A 19,427-nucleotide genomic window follows, 5' to 3' on the forward strand; every position below is an offset into this window, starting at 1 on the left:
CGACGGCTCACGGTCAGTCCCATTCGAGACCTCCGCGCCGCCAGACATAGGCGTACGCCACGAACACGGTCACGATGAACAGCACCATCTCGACGAGACCGAAGATCGCCATCTGGTCGAAGGCGACCGCCCACGGAAACAGGAAGATGATCTCGATGTCGAAGATGATGAACAGCATCGCGGTGATGTAGTACTTCACCGGGAAGCGTCCACCGCCGGCCGGCTGCGGTGTGGGCTCGATCCCACACTCGTAGGAGTCGACCTTTGCGCGGTTGTAGCGCTTCGGACCCATGACGGATCCGGCCACCGCGGAGACGACCGCGAAGCCGCCGCCGAGTAGCAGCAGCACGAGAATCGGCACGTAGAGGTTGTTCACGCCGGCCCGCTCCCCTTTCTCGCCGTGCTGTGATGTGCCCGCACACAGGTGTGTGGTGCCCACCGACGCGGCGGCGTTGGCGCGACGCCCGCGCGCACGTCGCGCCGGCTGCCGAGCTCAGACCGGCTCGCCATCCTAGGGCCCCCATCTCTCATGCGTTCCCACCCCCTAGGCCGCGGGTGTGAGTTTGCACATCGCGTTGATGATCCGGTCGTGTGCGTCGCCGCCCCGTGGATCGGTCAGGTTCGCCAGCAGCTTGATCGTGAAGCGCATCAGGAGCGGGCGTGGCAGACCGTGCCGGGTGGCGATCTTCATCACCTGCGGATTCCCGATCGCCTTCACGAACAGCCGGCCGAGGGTGTAGTACCCGCCGTACCGTGCTTTCAGCGCCTTCGGATAGGCCGCGAGGACCCGCTCCCGGTGCGGACCCGCCGGCCGTGCGAGCGCCTGGGCGATGACGTCGGCGGCGAGCTCGCCGGACTCCATCGCGTAGGCGATCCCCTCGCCGTTGAAGGGATTGACCATCCCACCCGCGTCGCCGACGAGCAGCAGTCCGGCGGAGTAGTGCGGCTGGCGGTTGAAGCCCATCGGGAGCGCCGCGCCGCGCACCGGGCCGACCTGGTTGTCCTCGACGAAGCCCCACTCCTCGGGCATGCCCGAGAGCCACGCCCTGAGCAGGGCGCGGTAGTCGGCGCTCTTGAATCCGGTGCTGGTGTTGAGCAGGCCGAGCCCGACGTTGCTGGTGCCGTCGCCCATGCCGAACACCCAGCCGTAGCCGGGCAGCAGGTTGCTGTGGTTGGGCGTACCGTCCCAGAGCTCCAGCCACGACTCGAGCCAGTCGTCGTCGTGGCGGGGACTGGTGAAGTACGTACGCACCGCGACGCCCATCGGGCGGTCCTCGCGGCGCTGCCGGCCCACCGCGACCGAGAGGCGCGAGGAGTTGCCGTCGGCGGCGATGACGAGCGGCGCGCGGTAGGTCGTCTCCGTCTCGGCGCCGTGCGGCTTGGCGGTGACGCCGGCGATCCGGCCGGTGTGCTCGTCGACCACGGGCCCCGTCACCGCGGTGCGTTCGTGGAGGCGGGCACCGGCCTTCTGCGCCTGCCGCGCGAGAAGCTCGTCGAAGTCGGTGCGCTTGCGGACGAGCCCGTTGGTGGGATGCTCGGCCAGGTCCGGCCAGGGCAGCTCGAGTCGCATGCCGCCGCCGTAGATACGCAGGCCGTGGTTGTGCAGCCAGCCGGCTTCAGGTGAGGTGTCGATACCCATCTTGACCAGCTGGGTGACGGCACGAGGGGTGAGCCCGTCGCCGCAGACCTTCTCGCGCGGGAAGGCGGTCTTCTCGAGGAGCAGTACGTCGAGCCCGGTGCGCGCCAGGTGATAGGCGGTCGTGGCACCGGCTGGTCCTGCTCCGACGACGATGACATCCGCGTCGTCGTCGATGCTCTGGCGGCTCATCATTCCTCGTACCTGGTGAGGAGTTTGTCCGGAACCCCGTGGGTGATGCCCCTTTGCGAACTTGTGAATGCCTTCACGAGTCCACGCAACGCACAGTCTACGGCGTGTCCGGGGGCGGCAACCGGCGCCCCCGCAGGCGGAGACATGCGTGCTGACCTGGCGATTTACGTGACATCGACCTTGCCAAAACGATCGGCCGCGCGGGGCCGCGAAATGATCACACATGCGTGATCATTCCCGACGATGCGCGATGAATATGTCGCGCATCGTGGGGAATTGCCGGGTGAGGTCAGGGCAGAGCCTAAAGGCGTGCCATCAGATCGGTGCGGATTGATACCATTACGATATGGCCATGACGCTACGACTCCCGCCCGAGTTGGAAGACGAGCTTCGCGTCGCCGCAGAGGAGGATCGACGCAGCCTGCACCAGACAGTGCTGCTCGCGATCGAGACCTGGCTGGCCCTTCGCGAGACCGAGGAGATCAAGGCCGACCCTGACACCTTGCGCGCTCTTGCCGAAGCACGCGAGGAGGTCAGGAAGGGTGAGGTTGTCCACGGCGTCGATGCCGTTCGCGCCCTGCTCAAGCAGCGCCGGGCGTCGTGAGCCGGGCCTACGACCTGGCTGTCACCTCACGCGCCCGCCGCGCCCTGACTGACGGACTTCCCCACGCTGTGGCGACGGCTGCCGTGGAGTTCATCACCGGGCCGTTGGTGGAGAACCCACAACGCGTCGGCAAGCCCCTTTGCGAACAACTTGCGGGCATCTGCAGCGCCCGGCTGGGCCGGGAATGGCGCGTGCTGTACGAGATCGACGAGGCGAAGCACACAGTGACCGTGCTCGACATCCGCCACCGGGCAAGCGCCTATCGCCCTCGCTGACCTGGCCACCCAGGTTGTTGGAGCTTCACCGGCCTCTGTGCCGACGAACCTCCAACAACCCGGGTGGGTGCGTCGTCGTACCTGCTCACCGTCCAAGATCATCAGTGGGAAGTGGGCGATCGATCCACGTCGCGGTGACCCACTTCCCACTGATGATCTTCGTGTCAGGGGCGGCGGGCGCGGTGGAGGGCGACGATGCCGCCACTGAGGTTGCGCCACTCCACACCTGCCCAGCCGGCCGCGGCGAAGGTCTGCGCCAGATCCGCCTGCGCCGGCCAGGCCCGGATCGACTCGGCGAGGTAGACGTAGGACTCGGGATCCGACGACACCCTGCGGGCGAGCGCCGGCACGGCCCGCATGAGGTACTCGAGATAGACCGTACGAAAGGGCCTCCACACCGGCTGGCTGAACTCGCACACCACCAGCCGGCCACCCGGACGGGTCACGCGGAGCATCTCCCGCAGCCCGCCCGTCACGTCGACGACATTGCGCAGCCCGAACGACATCGTGACCGCGTCGAAGCTGGCATCCGCGAACGGCAGCCGGACCGCGTCACCGACCACGAACGGCAGGTCCGGCCGGGCGCGTTTGCCCGTCGCCGACATCCCCCACGAGAAGTCGCAGGGGACGACGAGCGCGGCACCGGCCCGGCCCAGGGGTTCGCTCGACGTACCCGTCCCCGCGGCGAGGTCGAGCACCCTCTCGCCCGGCCGCGGATCAACGGCACGCGTGACCGCCCGGCGCCAGAGCCGGTCCTGGCCGAGGGACAGGATGTCGTTCGTCACGTCGTACCGCTCGGCCACGTCGTCGAACATCGCCGCCACGTCACGGGGGGATTTAGCCAGAGATGCGCGCGCCACGTGTCCAACCTCTCACGACCTCCTGGGGGCGAGCGCGACGCCTGTGCCGATCGACCTTCTACGCTGTGGAGCCGTGACGCAATCGCCGGTTCTCCGCGAAGACAGCGCCGCCGACGCCGTTCCACGGCTCGTCGTGCGTACGACCGAGATCCACGATCGGGTCGATCTGCTGCAGACCCTGGCCACGACCGAGGCGACCGCGTGGGTGCGGCGGGGCGCCGGGTTCGTGGGGCACGGCGAGGCGGTCCGGCTCGACGTCTCCGGCCCCGACCGGTTCGAGGTGGCGGTGCGCTGGTGGTCGGCGGTGGTGGGGACTGCCGCCGTACGCGACGAGGTGGGCGTGCCGGGCACGGGCCTGGTGGCGTTCGGGTCTTTTGCGTTCGCGGACGAGCCTGGCCAGTCCTCGCTGGTCGTTCCGCGGGTCCTCCTCGGCCGCCGCAACGGCCGGACCTGGCTCACGACGGTGACCGTCGAGCCGGCCCTTCCTGGCGTACCGTCCCTGGACACCCTGGGCACCGCGGTCCCGCCACCACGCCCGCCGCGCGATGTGGCCTTCGCCGACGGTGCGCTGTCCGGCACCGAGTGGGTGGGCGCGGTCGCCGACGCCGTCCGCCGGATCGGTGCGCACGAACTCGACAAGGTGGTTCTCGCCCGCGACCTGCTGGCCGTCGCCGGGGAGCCGCTCGACCTGCGGTGGCCTTTGCGCCGGCTGGCCGAGCGCTATCCCGCGTGTTGGACCTACGCCGTACGCGGGCTGATCGGCGCGACACCCGAGCTGCTCGTGCGCCTGGACAACGGCCTGGTCACCTCGCGGGTGCTGGCCGGCACGATCCGGCGAAGCGACGACGACGCGCACGACCTGGCGTTGGCGGCGTCCCTGGCCCGGTCGAGCAAGGATCTGGAGGAGCACGAGTACGCCGTTCGGTCGGTGGCTGACGCGCTCGCGCCACACTGCTCGAGTGTCAACGTGCCCGAGTCGCCGTTCGTCCTGCACCTGCCGAACGTCATGCACCTCGCGACCGATCTCGCCGGCGTCCTCACCGACTCCTCGACGTCGCTGCAGCTCGCCGCCGCGCTCCATCCGTCGGCGGCGGTGTGCGGTACGCCGACGCCGGTGGCGCTGCGGCTGATCGCCGAGCTCGAACGCATGGACCGCGGACGCTACGCGGGTCCCGTCGGGTGGATGGACGCGACCGGGAACGGCGAGTGGGGCATCGCCTTGCGGTGCGCCCAGCTGGATCCGGACGACCCGACCCGGCTGCGCCTCTACGCCGGCTGCGGCATCGTGGCCGACTCCGTACCCGAAGCCGAACTCGCCGAGGCCCAAGCCAAGCTGGTCCCCATCCGCGACGCCCTCGACTCGTGATCATGATCGTGACGATGAAGCTTTCCGGGTTCTATGGCCCCTTTTGCTTTCACGACCCGGTCTCGCTTCATGATCACGGCAGTGCCGGGCTCAGCTGCACGATCATGGAAGTGCCGGGCTCAGCTGCATGACCTCCAAGCCTGAGGTCGCGGCCCTCCCGGACGCGGCCGACGCATGACGGCGATACCCGAGGCGACCGGGGCTCGAGGAGTTCCGCTGCCGCGCGGGCGGGAGACCCGAGTGCTCGGTGTGTTCGCGCATCCCGATGACGAGACGTTCTTCGCCGGCGCGACGCTGGCGGCGTACGCAGCCGCCGGCTGCACAGTGCGCCTTGTGTCGCTCACCGCAGGCGAAGCGGGCGTCGTCGGGGTCGCGGCCGCACGGGCTGCCGCCAACGAGCCCGATCAGGTCGCGATCGAGGCCGCCGCGGACCGAGGTGTCGTGCGATACGCACGCGCCTGCCAAGCCCTGGGGGTCAGGGACTCTGGCGTCATCGGCGGTCGGCGATGGCGGGACCTCGGGCCCGTGCCGGTGCCGGGTTCCCTGGCGGGCCCGTTGGCGGCTTCGTCGGCAGAGCCCTTGGCGGGTACGCCGGCAGAGCCGTCGACGGGTGCGTTGGCGGAGGCCGGCGCGATCGGCCCGGTCGTCGCCTGTGTCAAGCAGACCTTGACAGAGGTCTCACCCGACGTCGTTCTCACCGTTTCCGACAACGGCGTGACGGGCCACCCCGACCACATCACCTGTCACCAAGCAGTCCGCCAGGCGCTCGGCCTGTTGGCGGCGGAGGGCCGCAAGGTTCCGTTGACACTGGGTGGATGCGTACGCACGAAGGATGTTCGGGTCGCGTGGGAACGCCTGGCGCTGCTGACGCCGACCCGCCCACTCGGCGAGGGCGGTATCCGTGGCTGCGCGACGGAGGAGGACCTCGTGGCACTCCAGTTCACCGAACCCTCCGTCCAGGCGAAGCGAACCGCGCTCGACGCGTACGCACCCGGACTCGGAACGCAGCCCCTGGCCGCGCTCGTCGCGGGCCAGACATCGGTCGGCGACGGCGTACTCCTCCGCGCGATCGCCGAGGTGGCCGGGATGGACCGGGAGTTCTTCCAGCCTCTTGTTCATGGGTGAGGCTCCGCGCAGACGACGGTCAGGAGCTAGCTCGCGAACGCGTCGCGCACGTCGTCGGCGTGGTGCTCCCACCACGACAGGAGCGCCGATTCGGAGAAGAAGAAGCGATCGCACCGCAGGTCGCCGAGCTCGTAGTGCCGGCTGAGTTGCCACAATGCGCAGAGCTGGTTCCACCACCAGCGGTGCACCGCGTCGGCGAACGCAACCGCGCCCACCGGTTCCACCGCGCGATACCCACGCACGAACGCCGCCACCCGGTCCAGGTCGACGCCGTGCCCGTCAGCGTGGGAGAAGAGGTAGACCGCGGCGCGGACCACCTCGCTGGGAAGGACGCCCACTCGCAGCCGGTCCCAGTCCAGCACGGCCGAGACGCGACCACCATCCCAGAGCACGTTGTACTGCTGGAAATCCCCGTGGATCCACCCTGCCGGTCCGACCCGCGCAGCGTCATCCGGCCGGCGGCACACCTGCGTCTCGATCGAGGCGCGGCGGGTCAGGAGGAGACCGCGCGCACGGTCGTCGAAGTCGTCGCCTTCGCCGCGCGACCGCCGGCCGTCGATGAGGGCGACGTATCGGTCGATGGCCTCGCACACCGCGCCAGGATCCTTCGTGTCCGCCGGCACGAGCGGCGGGGTGGCGGGCAGGACGGACGCAAGCAGGACGTGGACGTCACCGAGCACCCGCCCCACTGCCTCGCACTGCGCCAAGTCCAGCTCACCGCCTGCGCGGTGAACCCCAGCGGCCCAGGCCGAGACGGCGAACAGGCCGGCCGGATGTTCCAGCAGTGTGTCGCCGTCGGCCAGGGCGGCCGGGCACGGGACTGGAAAGCCCTTGGCGGCAAGGGCGGAGGTGGCCACGTGGTGGCGCCTCGCCTGGTCGGCTCCGACGTCGAGCAGCTGCTTGACCGCGTACACACCCGCTGGCGTGCTCACCCGCCAGTTCCGGTTCATCGTGCCAGTCGTCACGGGTTCGACAGTCGACAGCTCACCCAACCCGAAGGCGGTCACCACGTCGGAGAGAACCCCACGCTCGCGATCGCTCACAGCGTGACCGTCGCCCTTCAGCGCTCCCCCACCTTGGCCGCTGCCCGTCAGCGCTCCCACCCACTCGCGTCCTCTCCCACGACTCGGTTCAGGGTGCCGGTGCTTTCATCGCGTTCGTACCTACGACGGGCATTGATGGCGAGCTTGCGTTCCACCTCCGCGCCCAGGTCGACTCCGGTCATCCGGGCGAGCGACAGGAGATAGAGGGCGACGTCGGCGAGTTCCTCACCGAGGTGGGGCTCCTTGCGCCGCCAGGCGTCGAACGCCTCGGCGACCTCCCCCTGGAGCAGACAGAATTCCAGCGGTACGTCGGTGAGGTTGAACCCCTTGGCCACCTTGTTGTCCCACACGCGCTGCTGTGCTGTCGCGAACTCCACGGTGGCTCCTCGCACGCTGACGGACAGGTCGCCGTCACGGTAACGGACCAGACGTCGTGGAAGTACGAGCGGACGGGAGCGCGCTCGAGCTCCCCGGCCCGCAAGCACGGCCGCCCACCGCGTTCCGGCGAGCGCACAGAAACGGTCGGGCGAGGACAAGGCTGCCCACCGTCATACCGATACCGAGATAGACCGGTGCCAGGTGCCAGAGATCGGTGTAGCCGATCAGCCAGTGCACGATGACCGCGGGAGCAAACCCGGCCGCCCCGGCGCACGCCAGCGACCACCACACCCAGGGCTCCCCGCGCCGCCAACCCCAGAGGGTCAACGCCGTGATCGCCAGAGCCGCCGCCATCAGCGCCCCACCGAAGCCGGCCCGGTCGTGCGCGATGAACGGCGTCAGGCGGGGATTCTCACCGTGGAGCGCGTGGGCATCGGTGAGGAGGAACTGCAGGTCGGTGGGGACGAACACCGTGGTGAGACCCACGACCGACACCGTGGCGCCACCGACGAAGAGCCCGAATCCGGTGACGATCAGCAGGAGCTGTCCGACGAGCGCCCGGCGCCGCAGCCGCTCGGGACCATCCGGAAGCAGCGTCCATCTGGGTTCCGGCGGGCGCCGCCAGGTCGCGAGCAGGAACATCGGGAACAGCACCACGGTGACGGCCGTGTGCAGCGGCTCCACGAATCCGAACGCCAGGAAGTAGAACAACGTGGGGAACCCGACCAGACCTGAGGCGAGGTAGGCGTTGCGGGCCCACGGCCAGCCCTTGCGGATGCCGCCCGCGGCAAGGCCCGCGTACAACGCTCCGATCGCCACCATCGTGCCGGCCATGGTGATCCGGTCGTGCTGGAGGAACGACACCAGGTGGTGGTTGATGGCATGCAGGTGCGTACGGTCCGCGCCGAGAAAGTCGCGGTCGTACCACAGCAGCACCGGGCCGAGCGTGATCGCCGCCGCGCCGAGCCCGGCGCCGATCATGCCCATCCCGACGAGCAGGCCCCACCACCAGGCCGGCCACCGCCGAGGATCGAGCGGGATGTCGCGCAGCCCAGGGGCCGGCGTGGTGGGTGTCGCCTGCTCCATCACCCGCTGGAACCAGCCGGGGCCGGCGGCGAGGAGGACGGCGGGCGTGGCGAGCACTGTCGTCGTCCGGTCCGCCAGCGCCTCGACGGCGGCCGGGATGGACGGATCGGCGAGATGGCGCACACCGGGGTCATCGCCGGTCCCGACGTCCACGGCGCCCACGTCGCCGACGTCCACGTCCACCTTCCCGACGTCCACGGTCCCGACGTCCACGATGCCGACATCGCCGGTGCGGACGTCTCCGGTGAGGATGCGGTCGACCTGCGGCGCCAGGGCCGACGCGACCTCCGTTTCGGACGTACGCACGAACACTCGACAGCGGTGGGGAGACGCCGCGTCAGCCACGGCACGGCGTACCGCCGGCAGGTCGTCCGGACCGACCGGGCCGATCTCGGTCACGTCCGCGCCCAAAACCGGCAGCGCTCTGAGGGCGTCCCGAGCCACTTCTGGTGGGACAACGGCGCCCAGCCGTCCGGCCATGTCCGGCGGTGGCGGCCTGCGGTCGACCATCCTCGCGACCAGCCAGGCGCCACCCGGCAGTGTCGTCAGCGTCGCCAGACCCCGAAGGGCAACACGCTGCGACCGCCGCAGTCCCAGTGTGGCGGCGGCGATCGTACGCAGCGGATGGTAGGTCCAGTCCGGCATGGCGCACAGCGTGACACAGGCGGTCAGCCGATGATCAGCGCCCAGAGACCAGCGAGCGCGATCCGATCCCGTGTCGGTCGCACCCGTGCGCTCGAGAGCACGCGGTCATGGACGCCTGGACGGACGATCGGGTGCCGCGGCAGACGCGTACTCCCTATGCCGCGAAGGTGTAGACCGTCAGCGAGATCCCGACGTAGTGCACGATGAACGCCGCGATCGTGCAGGCGTGGAACACCTCATGGAACCCGAACCAACGCGGCGACGGGTTCGGTTTCTTGGTCGCATAGATGATGGCGCCCGCCGAGTAGAGCAGACCACCCACGACGATCATCGTGGCGATCGCGGCGTTGCCGCGGGAGAAGAAGGCCGGCAGCCAGAACGCCGCCGCCCAGCCGAGCGCGACGTAGACGGGTACGTAGAGCCAGCGCGGCGCGCCAAGCCACAGCACCCGGAACGCCACGCCGACCAGCGCGCCGGCCCACACCAGCGTCAGCAGCAGCTGGGCACTCGGGCGGTCCAGCAGCAGCAACGTGAACGGCGTGTAGGTGCCCGCGATGATCAGGAAGATGTTGGCGTGGTCGAGCCGCCGCAGGACCGCGAGAGCGCGCGGCGACCAGTGGCCGCGGTGGTAGAGGGCACTTACCCCGAACAACAGCGCCGCCGTCACCGCGAAGATGGCCGACGCGATCTTCGCCTTGGCCGTCGGCGCGAGCAGCACGATGACGATGCCGGACGCCACCGCCAGCGGGAACGTGCCGGCGTGCAACCACCCGCGAAGCTTGGGTTTGACCGTATGCGCGACGTCGTGGACTGCGCCACTGATGTCGGGCAGGTGCATGCGGGCCTCCTTGCGTTGCGCGCTGATCCTGTCGCTCCTGATCCAGGCGCGGCACGCCCAGACAGATCCCGTGTCCTACGCCACCCACGAGCCTGCCTGAACGCCGAGCGTCCGGAGTTACCGGGTCCGTACCGACACTACGGGCCCCAACGAATGTTTACTCACCTGCGTTCCACTGAAACCTGCCCATCCTGGACTCGGACCATATGGGTGGGCGCGATCGTCTCCGCGAGACGCCGGTCGTGGGTGGCGACGAGGAGGGTTCCGTCGTACGCCGTCAACGCCTGTTCCAACTGCTCGACGGCCGGCAGGTCGAGGTGGTTGGTCGGCTCGTCGAGCACGAGCAGGTTGGCCTGCCGGGCCGCGAGGAGCGCGAGGTCGGCGCGGGTCCGCTCGCCGGGCGAGAGCGATCCGGTCTTACGCAGAACGTCGTCGGCCCCCAGGCCGAACTTCGCCAGCAGGCTCCGCGCCTCGGTCTCGTCGAGCCCGCCGGCCGCCTGGCGGAATGCGTCGAGCAGGCCGGCATCGGCCGCCACTCCCCGCCGTACCTGGTCGATCTCACCGACGACCACGCCTCGGCCCAGGCGGCGTTCGCCGGTGGTCGGCGCGAGGGTGCCCAGCAGGACGGCGATGAGGGTCGACTTGCCGCCGCCGTTCGGCCCCACGACCAGCAGCCGGTCGCCGTAGCGGACGTCGAGGTCGACCGGACCCAGCCGGAACGCGCCCCGCTCGACGACCACGCCCGCGAGTTCAGCGACCCGATCGCCGCTGCGGGTCTGCTGGTCGAGGATGAGCCGCAGCTCCCACGGCGTCCGCGGTTCCTCGACGACCTCCAGCCGCTCGGCGGCCTTGAGCGCGCGGGCCGCGCCGGCGCCGGTCGCTTGGCTCTTCTGGACGTGAAAGTGCTTGACGTACTTGTCGTTGTCACGTGGTCGGCGTTGTGCGCTGGCGGCCCCGGCCCGGGCCCACTCCTGTTTCCGGCGTGCCTCGTCGAGCAGGTTGTCACGCTGTGCGGTGTACTTCTCGTATGCCTCCTGGGCTTGGGCGTGGGCGCGTTCGCGTTCTTCGACGTACGCGGCGAACCCGCCGCCGTAGAGGTGGCCCTGGCGGGTGAACTCGTCGATCTCCAGAACGTCGGTCGCGATCCGCTCGAGGAACGTCCGGTCATGGGACACGACGACGAGGCCACCCTGCCGGTGGCTCAGGAAGTCCTCGAGCTGGTCGAGGCCGGCCAGGTCGAGGTCGTTGGTGGGCTCGTCGAGGAGGAGTACGTCGAACCGGGCGAGCAGCACCGACGCCAGCGCCAGCCTCGCCACCTGCCCGCCGGAGAGGGCGGTGACGGGATCGTCGACCCGGTCGGGGTCGAGCCCGAGTTCGGTGAGGACCGCCGGCGCTCTTGTGTCGAGGTCCGCGGCACCCAGGGCGAGGTAGCGGTCGAGGGCGAGGGCGTACCTGTCGTCGGATCCTCGTTCGCCCGCGGCGAGTGCGGTGGTGGCCGCGGTGAGTTCGGCTTCGGCGTCGGCGACGCCCGTCCGCCGGGCGAGGTAGCTGTGGACGGTTTCGCCCTGGCGCGCGTCCCGCTCCTGGGGAAGGATGCCGACGGTGGCGGCGGCCGGTTGGCGTACGACCGAACCGGTGTCGGGCGCGAGCTCGCCCGCCATGATCCGCAGCAGGGTCGTCTTGCCGACGCCGTTGGGTCCGACAACAGCGACCCGGGCGCCGGGTGCGATGGTGGCGGAGATGGCGTCAAGGACGAGTTGCGGTCCAAGGTGCAGCTGAATATCGCGTACGACGAGGAAGGACATGCGGAGCGACTCCGGAGGGCGACGCGGCCGGATCGACGCGATGGTCTGGTGCACGCGGATCCGAGCCAGGGCTGAGGCGGCCAGGCGTCGGCGGACTTCCTGTCAAGCCACCTGCGTGTGGCCGCAGGGGTTCTCCCGGAGCGCGGGAGACGGACAGGTGCCCGCGTCGCTCAGTCATCCATCGGTCGGAGGGCCTCCGTTGTCGGTGAGTCAGCCTCGCCAAGCCTAGCCTGCCCCACTCACGAACCGCCGACTGTCCCGTGATCATGAGGGCTCTTCGCACGTATGCGCCGATTTTCCTTCATGATCATGATCGCCGCGTGGCGACGAACGGATGGCAGACCAGGGCCTGCCTATCGATCGCCGAAGCGGTAGTTGGTCACGTCACAGACCGGGTGATAGCCCACCGCGGCGTAGATCTTGTTCGACGTGGGGTTGGCGAGGTCGGTATAGAGCGAGCACGCCGTCGCGCCGGCGTCGAGCGCGGCCTGGCTGACACCGGCGACGAGTGCACTCGCATAGCCACGACCGCGCCTGTCGGTCGGGGTGTAGACCGGCGCGACCCGGACGATGCCGCCTGCGGGGTTGGTGGCACCGACGTACGACACCGGTTCGCCGCCGTCCTCCCACAGATACGCACGTCGCTCGCCCACCCGCAGCTCGGCCCGGCGTCGCTCCAGCGCTGTTCTTCCTTCGAAAGCGGCCCGACCGCGTGTCGCTCTGCCGGACCAGCCTCCGCCGACCCGGCCCCCACCGGACCGGCCCCCACCGGACCAGCCCCCACCGGACCAGCCCCCACCGGACCGGCGTCCACCTCGAGGTGGAACGCCTCTCCCCACGCGGCGATCAGGTCGATGTCCGCCTCGGTCGCGCGGCGCATCGACCCGGTCGGCTGCACCGGCGGGCGTACGACGTCCAGGCGGTAGATGCGCTGCTGCATCCGTACCGTCACGGTGTCGTCGGTCCGGCGTTCCCACTCCGTCGCGCAGGCCGTGGCGGTGGCCGACGGCCCGATCACTCCCGACGCGTCGGGGCAGGCCGCCAACAGCGCGTCGACGGCCAACTCCGCCGCGCCAGGCGGCAGCGACGAGACAGTCACCGCGAACGGGGGCGTACGCATGGCGGCCCCGACAACCACGCCGGCGTCGTCGAGGACGGCGAGGTAGGTTGCGGGCGCGGGATCGGTCACCGCACCCGACCGCCGGCCGAGAACGTTGGTGATGATCACGCTGTTGAGGACCGGATCGGCACTGAGGAACTCGGATGCGGCCGCCCAGAACTCTCCCGGGTCCGATGTCGTCTCGCAGCGCATATGCCGAAGCATGACGTGGGGTTGCGGTGTCGATCAACCAGGTTCTGGGCGGCGCCACACAGAGGTGTGCCCATGATCACGAAAGAAACGCGGTCTCTACGTACGCAAATCCTTCATGATCACGATCATGATCACGGGACCGGCGAGGGCTGGCGGAGGCGGGGAGGCGGGTACCGGCGGAGGCTGGCGGGGTTCAGCGGAGGCTGGCGACGGAGGTCCGGACGGCCTGGGCGAGGCGGGTGTGGAGCTCGCGGGTCCGGGACCGGTCCGTGCGTACCTCCACGATCCGCAGGCCGCGCGACCGCGACATTGCGGCCTGGAGCTCGCGCCGGGTCCGCACCAGCGTGTACGGCGTGCGCGTCGCGTGGGCAAGCGCCTCCAGGTCCACACCGTGCGGGGTGCCGAAGACCCGCTCGAACGCATCCGCGTAAGCAGGCTGCCCCTGCTCGAGGGTGGTGAAGATGCCGCCGCCGTCATCGTTCACCACCACGATGGTGAGGTCGGGGCGTGCTTCGTACGACCCTCGCACGAGCGCGTTCGCGTCATGCAGGAACGTCAGGTCCCCCACGATCGCGTACGCGGGTCCGGTCCGGTGCACGAGCGCCGCACCGATCGCCGTCGACAGCGTTCCATCGATGCCGGCGAGCCCCCGGTTGCCGATCACCTTCCGGTGGTCCCGATGCGCGATCCGGCCTCCCTCGTCGACCAGCCGGTTCGTCCACGGCGCGCCCGCCAGGTCGAGGTCGCGGACCGGGCTGGACGACCCGGCCACCAACAGTCCGCCTCCGGGCACCGCGGCGGCCACGTCGCGGGCCACGTGCAGGCCACTGAAGGCCGGCTCCCGGGCGAGTACCTCCTCCACCGCGACCCGGGCGCACTGGTCGGCGGAGAGCCACGCCGTCAGCCAGTCGTCCGGCTCGCGACGTCCGGCCCCGTCGACGGTGCCTTCGAGCGCGACCGCCGCGCTGACGCGGTACGCCTGATGGCCAGGATCCGGCCACGCCGGACGCCGGCCGGCCACGACGAGCATCACGTCATCACGGGTGATGAGCTTCGTCACCGCCCGGGAGAGGGTCGGCCAACCGTAGACGACGACGCGCTCGATCGCCTGGTTCAGTGGTGTGCCCGCGTCGAGCAGCAGGCGGTACGGGCCGAGGGCGTTCGGTCCGGAGCGGGCGCCGCTGGTGGGTTCGGCGAGCAGGGGCCACCCGGCGGTCTCGGCGAGCCAGCGGGCCTGGGCGTCGGCACCGTCACCGGCGACGACGACGGTGCGCGGGCCGCGTTCGAGCCAGGCGATCTGTTCGGTGGCGAGGCGTTCGATCCGGGTCCAACGACCACCGTTCGCCCGCCCTTCCAGGGACTCCGGCCAGTCGGCGACGGCACCCGGATCAGCGGCAGTCGCATCATCGCCCGGATCCGGGACGAGCGGCTCCCGGAACGCCAGGTTGAGGTGGACCGGCCCCGGGTCGCGGTCGCGAAAGCCGCGGGCGACGGCGAGGGCACGCGCCACGAGCCCGCGCCAGTACGCATTCTGGCCGGGCCGGCGTTCCGGTGCCCCGACCTCGTGGAACATCCGAACCGCCGAGCCGTAGAGCTTCACCTGGTCGGTCGTCTGGTTCGCCCCGACGCCACGCAGCTCCACCGGCCGGTCGGCGGTGAGGACGACCAGCGACACACCGGAGTGGTGCGCCTCCAGCACCGCCGGATGCAGGTTGGCGGCGGCGGTTCCCGACGTACACACGACGGGCACGGGCCGGCGGCTCACCTTCGCGAGGCCGAGCGCGAGGTAGCCGGCTGCCCGCTCGTCGATGCGGACGTGCAGGCGGATCTGTTCCCTGGCGTCGGAGGCGTGGAACGCGAACGCGAGCGGCGCGTTGCGCGAACCCGGTGCCAGCACAGCCTCGCGGACCCCACTGCGCCAGAGCTCGTCGACGAATACCCGAGCGAGCGCGGTGGAGGGGTTCATGCCAGCGCCTCCACGGCGGCCAGCCGGTCGATCCATCGGGCGTGGGTCGTGGCGTCGGCGGCTACGGCTCCGAGCAGGTCAGGATCGGGACCGGGGCGCACGACCGAAAGCGCACCGTCGACCGGTACGAACGAGTCCGCCACCACGTCGGCGCTCAACAGCTGCGTCGTGGCCAGTCCGCAGGCGTACGGGAGATCCGGCAGCGCCGCCGCCAGCGCCACGCCGGTGGCGAGTCCGATCGACGTCTCCAGCGCGCTCGACACCACGACCGGGAGCCCGATCTGCTCGACGATCCGAAGGGCGGCCCGGATCCCTCCCAGCGGCTGCACCTTGAGGACGGCGACGTCGGCGGCGTCCAGTCGGGCTACCCGGTAGGGGTCCTCGGCGCGGCGGATGGACTCGTCGGCGGCGATGGGTACGCCGACCTTCCGGCGTACTTTCGCGAGGTCCTCGACGCTGGCGCACGGCTGCTCGACGTACTCCAGCCCGCGCGCCTCCTTGTCCAGGCGTCCGATCATGGTGACGGCCGTGTCGACATCCCAGGCACCGTTGGCGTCCACGCGGATGTGGCCGTCCGGCCCCAGCGCCTCGCGGACAGCCTCGACCCGGGCGAGGTCGTCGTGTTCGGTCTGGCCGGGCTCGGCGACCTTGACCTTCGCGGTCCGACAGCCGTTGCTGGCGGCCACCACCGCCCGCGCACGGGCGGGATCGACCGCGGGAACCGTGCAGTTGACCGGGATCCGGTCGCGGAGCGGCTTCGGCCAGATGTCGTAGGCCGCCTCACGCGCCGCGCGCAGCCACGGAACGCAGGTCGCGTGGTCGTAGTCCCAGAACGGGCTGAACTCGGCCCAACCTCCCGGGCCCTGGACCAGGAGCCCCTCGCGTACGTCGATTCCGCGGAACTTCGCGCGCATCGCCACCGCGAAGACGTGGATGGCGCCGTCTCCACGGATGATCATGAAACGTACCCTCCGTATCTGTCGCGCCGGACGGCTCCGCGAAACCTGTGACGGAGTGTCACGGGAGTGGCTCGTAGCCTAGCCCTGTGGCTTCCAAGATCGGATTCCGGCTGGTCGTCGTCGACGAGGCGGGCGATGTGGGCGGCGCGGCCCGGAGCGGCGCGTCCGTAACCCACCTGCAGGACGCCCTCGCAGCGGCGCTGGAGGGCCGTGGCCCGGCCGTCGCCCCGGTGTCGGCCGGGGGCGGCGTGGAACAGATCCGTTCGATGCTTCGTACGGACGAACCCCTCGAACGCGACGACATCGCGGTCGTCCTACCGACGTCGGGTTCCACCGGGGAGCCGAAGGGCGTGCTGCTGCCCGCGTCGGCGTTGTTGCACTCGGCGCGGGCGACGCTGGACCGGTTGGGTGGTCCGGGTGTGTGGACGCTCGCGTTGCCGGTCAGCCGGATCGCGGGTCTCCAGGTACTGGTGCGGTCGCTGGCCGCGGGGACGATGCCCGTCCCGCTGGCGGGGCGGTTCACGCCGGAGGCCTTCCGTGCTGCGACGGCCGCGCTGCCGGCAGTGGGTTCGGTCCGGCGCTACACCGCTTTGGTGCCGACCCAGCTGGTACGCCTGCTCGACGCGGGGCCCGTGGCGGTCGACGCGCTCCGGACCTACGACGCGGTCCTCCTCGGCGGTGCGGCGAGTGCGCCCGCCCTGCTGCAGCGGGCGCGGGACGCTGGGGTGCGGGTGGTGACGACGTACGGGATGACCGAGACCTGCGGCGGCTGCGTCTATGACGGGCGCCCCCTCGACGGTGTGCCGGTCGACCTCTCGCCGGTGACCGGGGGACATGGGCGGGTGCGGATCGGCGGACCGGTGGTGTTCGCGGGGTACCGGCTGCGTCCCGACCTCACCGCCGCGGCTCTCGCTGACGGGTGGCACATGACCGATGACCTGGGCCGGTGGGCCGGTGACGGCCGGCTCGAGATTCTCGGCCGGCTCGACGACGTGGTGGTCTCGGGCGGTGTCAACGTGCCCTTGCTCGCGGTCGAGCGGGCGGTCGCGTCCGTGCCCGGCATCGCCGAGGTCGCCGCGGTCGGGCGGCCGGATCCCGAGTGGGGTGCGCGGGTGGTGGCGTACGTCGTCCTGCGTCCCGGCGCGACGCCTCCCTCGCTCGCCGACGTCCGGGCCGTGGTGGCGGCGAGGCATCCCCGTGCGTACGCCCCTCGCGAGGTCATCGTCGTCGACGCCCTCCCGCTGCTCCCGTCCGGGAAGCTCGACCGCGCCGCCCTGCTCCCGTGATCATGATCGTGATCATGAAGCGAGAACGGGCTATGTGCCCGATTGCCTTCATGACCCGGAACGCCTTCATGACCCGGAACGCCTTCATGACCCGCGCGTTCGCCCTGAACACCTTGGAGACTCCGGCGCATTCATGACCGAATTCATGCTGGCGTCGCCGCTTCGCGCCCGCACCGCACATCCCCCGCCTCTTCATGAAGCGAAACCGATCCGTGAAGGGAAACGGGGCCATACGTCCACGGAGCCTTCGTGATCACCAACATGATCACGAGGGAGGGCCCATCACGGGCGGCCGGCGCGGTCCCAGGCCTCGTGAGCGGTACGCACCCGCGTCCACAACGCACGCCGCACGTCCTCGTCGACGTCGGACAGCCGAAGTCCGAACTCCTCGTGCAGCAGCGCCGTCCACTCCCGCTCCTTCACGACATCCCGGCTCGACCGCCCGCCGGCATCGGCCCGGGTCAGTACGCAACCCCGCAGCGTCAGCGCATATTCAGCCCACCGACGTTGGACGACGAGCTTCTGGACGAACGACGACTCCGAGGACCTCGGCAGGTACCGGTGCATCGCCGCGAAGGCCCCGAGCGGAACCGGCGTCACGTCGAAGTCGAACCCCGCGATCGATGCGTGCGGATCGTGGTGGAACCGCCAGAACGGCCCACCCACCTGCTCGAGCCGGTACGCGAACGGCCCCTGCACCAGCGGGCCTCCTGCCACCAGCGGGATGGGGTCGCGGTAGCCGTCCCCGAGGCCGACGTCGGGGATCCACGTCTCGGAGCCGATCCTGACCAGGAGCACCATGTGCGCCCCCCACGCCGGTGGGTCCACGCTCGGGTCGACGGGCGCGCCCCGCGCCAACGCGACGTCGAACCCCAGGCTCAGCAGGAGCGCCGCGAAGGAACCGTTGAGGTGGTAGCAGTAGCCGCCTCGTCCGGTGACGATCCGATTCGCCGACTCCCGCGGGTCGATCGTCGTCGGCCGGCCGAGCTGGATCTCGAGGTTCTCGTACGGCACCCTGTCGAGCTGCGCGTGGTGCAGCCGCCGGAGCAGCGCGGACGAGGGTGGTCCGGGCAGCTCACCGGCGGCGAAGCCGAGGTGGCGCAGGTAGCGGTCGCGGAGATCGACGTCGAACGCCTGGAGTTTCACGTGCCCGAGCCTGTCATACACGCCTGGTCGCTGATCCTCTCGGCGACGGGGGTGCGGTCGCCTCGGATGACGCTGTGGCGGGACGCCACGCCGGCCGCGGCGAGGGATCGCCAGCTCAGCCCGCATTGGCGATACAGCCGCACCGCTGGCGCGTTCTCGGCGGCGACCATCAGGGCGGCCCTGCCGTGCTCGGCGACGAGGGTGTCGAGCACCAGTCGGAACGCGGCGGCCGCGTAGCCCTGCCCCTGCAGCTGCGTACGCGCGACGACTCCGGCGATGTAGCCCACGTCCGGCGCCGACCACGCATCGGCCGCGACAGCGGCGAGGATGCCGTCGGACGGGACCGCACCCGCCCATCGGCGTACCCCCGCGAGCCCCGGTCGGGCGTACGAGCCCGGATAGGTCTCGGCCAGGAGTTCGGCGACCGGTGCGGACCACGACGAGTCGAGCCACCGCGCGACCTCGGCCGGTTGCCGGCTCCCGCCCGCCGTCCGGATCGCCGGGCGGTCGGTCTCCATCCAGCCGAACGTACGAAGGAGAGCGAGCTCGTCGATCCGGTCGGCGACCGCGGCCACGAGATCCTCCGATCCGATCAGCCGGAACGTCGTGCCGACCTCAGCCAGTACGTCACGGACGAGCGGCGCCACCTGGTCGGCCGGGCCGTGGATCGCGAGCCGGTCCCGGCAGGAAAGGAAGGGCGCCGCGACCGCGACGGCGTCACCGCGCCGCCAGGCGCGCACCCGCCGCACTCCGTGACCTGGCCGTCGACCTGGCCGTCCCGGTGGCAGGCCCTGGCTCGCCCACAGCAGCAGTCCGTCGCCTGAACAACTGCGCCGGAGTTCGGCCATCGAGGTGATCTCGTGCGACATCTGCATGAACATACCTTATTCGACAATTTCATGCAG

The 19,427-nt window shown here is 70.6% G+C and carries 19 protein-coding genes; 6 read left to right on the forward strand and 13 right to left on the reverse strand.

All coding sequences use genetic code 11. The features are described 5' to 3' along the window. Positions 1-13: 13 nt before the first annotated feature. A complete protein-coding gene (locus tag ABN034_RS13100) occupies positions 14-376 on the reverse strand; it encodes an NADH-quinone oxidoreductase subunit A (RefSeq protein WP_349330079.1) in 363 nt (120 codons plus the stop codon). Positions 377-544: 168 nt separating this feature from the next. Further along, on the reverse strand, positions 545-1,828 hold the full coding sequence (locus ABN034_RS13105; RefSeq protein WP_349691276.1) for a geranylgeranyl reductase family protein: 1,284 nt from the start codon (positions 1,826-1,828) through the stop codon (positions 545-547). A 352-nt stretch (positions 1,829-2,180) separates the two neighbouring features. Here ABN034_RS13105 and ABN034_RS13110 point away from each other — a divergent pair, with 352 nt between their 5' ends. Beyond that, the gene (locus ABN034_RS13110) at positions 2,181-2,432 is read left to right on the forward strand and encodes a hypothetical protein (RefSeq protein ID WP_349330077.1); all 252 of its coding nucleotides are present in this window, start codon (positions 2,181-2,183) and stop codon (positions 2,430-2,432) included. After that, a complete protein-coding gene (locus tag ABN034_RS13115) occupies positions 2,429-2,707 on the forward strand; it encodes a type II toxin-antitoxin system RelE family toxin (protein WP_349691277.1) in 279 nt (92 codons plus the stop codon). The genes ABN034_RS13110 and ABN034_RS13115 overlap by 4 nt, the downstream gene beginning before the upstream one ends. Before the next feature lie 164 nt (positions 2,708-2,871). Here the strand turns inward: ABN034_RS13115 and ABN034_RS13120 are convergent, their stop codons facing one another. Next, on the reverse strand, positions 2,872-3,567 hold the full coding sequence (locus ABN034_RS13120; protein WP_349691278.1) for a demethylmenaquinone methyltransferase: 696 nt from the start codon (positions 3,565-3,567) through the stop codon (positions 2,872-2,874). A gap of 73 nt (positions 3,568-3,640) precedes the next feature. Between ABN034_RS13120 and ABN034_RS13125 the strand changes: the two genes are divergently transcribed. After that, positions 3,641-4,933, forward strand: coding sequence for an isochorismate synthase (locus ABN034_RS13125; protein WP_349691279.1), 1,293 nt, complete (start codon positions 3,641-3,643; stop codon positions 4,931-4,933). A 174-nt stretch (positions 4,934-5,107) separates the two neighbouring features. Next, a complete protein-coding gene (locus ABN034_RS13130) occupies positions 5,108-6,058 on the forward strand; it encodes a PIG-L family deacetylase (protein WP_349691280.1) in 951 nt (316 codons plus the stop codon). A 26-nt stretch (positions 6,059-6,084) separates the two neighbouring features. On the opposite strand, the gene ABN034_RS13135 is transcribed toward ABN034_RS13130, so the two are convergent. From ABN034_RS13135 to ABN034_RS13160, 6 genes are all read right to left on the reverse strand, one after another. Beyond that, positions 6,085-7,101: a phosphotransferase gene (locus tag ABN034_RS13135; protein ID WP_349691281.1), complete on the reverse strand. Its 1,017-nt coding sequence runs from the start codon at positions 7,099-7,101 to the stop codon at positions 6,085-6,087. A 47-nt stretch (positions 7,102-7,148) separates the two neighbouring features. Beyond that, positions 7,149-7,478, reverse strand: coding sequence for a nucleoside triphosphate pyrophosphohydrolase family protein (locus ABN034_RS13140; protein ID WP_349691282.1), 330 nt, complete (start codon positions 7,476-7,478; stop codon positions 7,149-7,151). 34 nt (positions 7,479-7,512) lie between these two features. After that, complete coding sequence (locus tag ABN034_RS13145; protein ID WP_349691283.1) at positions 7,513-9,210, reverse strand: amino acid adenylation domain-containing protein; 1,698 nt, start codon at positions 9,208-9,210, stop codon at positions 7,513-7,515. Positions 9,211-9,364: 154 nt separating this feature from the next. Then, on the reverse strand, positions 9,365-10,048 hold the full coding sequence (gene trhA, locus ABN034_RS13150) for a PAQR family membrane homeostasis protein TrhA (protein ID WP_349691284.1): 684 nt from the start codon (positions 10,046-10,048) through the stop codon (positions 9,365-9,367). 161 nt (positions 10,049-10,209) lie between these two features. After that, positions 10,210-11,907, reverse strand: a complete 1,698-nt coding sequence (gene abc-f, locus ABN034_RS13155; protein ID WP_349691285.1) for a ribosomal protection-like ABC-F family protein — start codon at positions 11,905-11,907, stop codon at positions 10,210-10,212. Between the two features lie 299 nt (positions 11,908-12,206). Beyond that, on the reverse strand, positions 12,207-12,830 hold the full coding sequence (locus ABN034_RS13160) for a GNAT family N-acetyltransferase (protein WP_349691286.1): 624 nt from the start codon (positions 12,828-12,830) through the stop codon (positions 12,207-12,209). On the opposite strand from ABN034_RS13160, the gene ABN034_RS13165 reads away from it, so the two are divergent. Next, a complete protein-coding gene (locus tag ABN034_RS13165; RefSeq protein WP_349691516.1) occupies positions 12,780-13,019 on the forward strand; it encodes a hypothetical protein in 240 nt (79 codons plus the stop codon). The two genes, ABN034_RS13160 and ABN034_RS13165, sit on opposite strands and share 51 nt — an antisense overlap. Before the next feature lie 339 nt (positions 13,020-13,358). Here ABN034_RS13165 and menD read toward each other — a convergent pair whose 3' ends face one another. Continuing rightward, positions 13,359-15,131: a 2-succinyl-5-enolpyruvyl-6-hydroxy-3-cyclohexene-1-carboxylic-acid synthase gene (gene menD, locus ABN034_RS13170; protein ID WP_349691287.1), complete on the reverse strand. Its 1,773-nt coding sequence runs from the start codon at positions 15,129-15,131 to the stop codon at positions 13,359-13,361. Then, positions 15,128-16,090 (reverse strand): o-succinylbenzoate synthase, encoded by a 963-nt coding sequence (locus ABN034_RS13175; RefSeq protein ID WP_349691288.1) that lies wholly within the window; start codon positions 16,088-16,090, stop codon positions 15,128-15,130. Before ABN034_RS13175 ends, menD begins: the two co-directional genes overlap by 4 nt. 86 nt (positions 16,091-16,176) lie before the next feature. Between ABN034_RS13175 and ABN034_RS13180 the strand changes: the two genes are divergently transcribed. Beyond that, on the forward strand, positions 16,177-17,376 hold the full coding sequence (locus ABN034_RS13180) for an AMP-binding protein (RefSeq protein ID WP_349691289.1): 1,200 nt from the start codon (positions 16,177-16,179) through the stop codon (positions 17,374-17,376). Between the two features lie 282 nt (positions 17,377-17,658). Here the strand turns inward: ABN034_RS13180 and ABN034_RS13185 are convergent, their stop codons facing one another. Together ABN034_RS13185 and ABN034_RS13190 are read right to left on the reverse strand one after the other, a co-directional pair. Further along, the gene (locus tag ABN034_RS13185) at positions 17,659-18,522 is read right to left on the reverse strand and encodes an arylamine N-acetyltransferase family protein (protein WP_349691290.1); all 864 of its coding nucleotides are present in this window, start codon (positions 18,520-18,522) and stop codon (positions 17,659-17,661) included. Then, complete coding sequence (locus ABN034_RS13190; protein ID WP_349691291.1) at positions 18,519-19,397, reverse strand: GNAT family N-acetyltransferase; 879 nt, start codon at positions 19,395-19,397, stop codon at positions 18,519-18,521. Before ABN034_RS13190 ends, ABN034_RS13185 begins: the two co-directional genes overlap by 4 nt. Positions 19,398-19,427 lie beyond the last annotated feature (30 nt).

This window comes from Actinopolymorpha sp. B11F2, from assembly GCF_040195635.1.
Taxonomy (GTDB): Bacteria; Actinomycetota; Actinomycetes; order Propionibacteriales; family Actinopolymorphaceae; genus Thermasporomyces.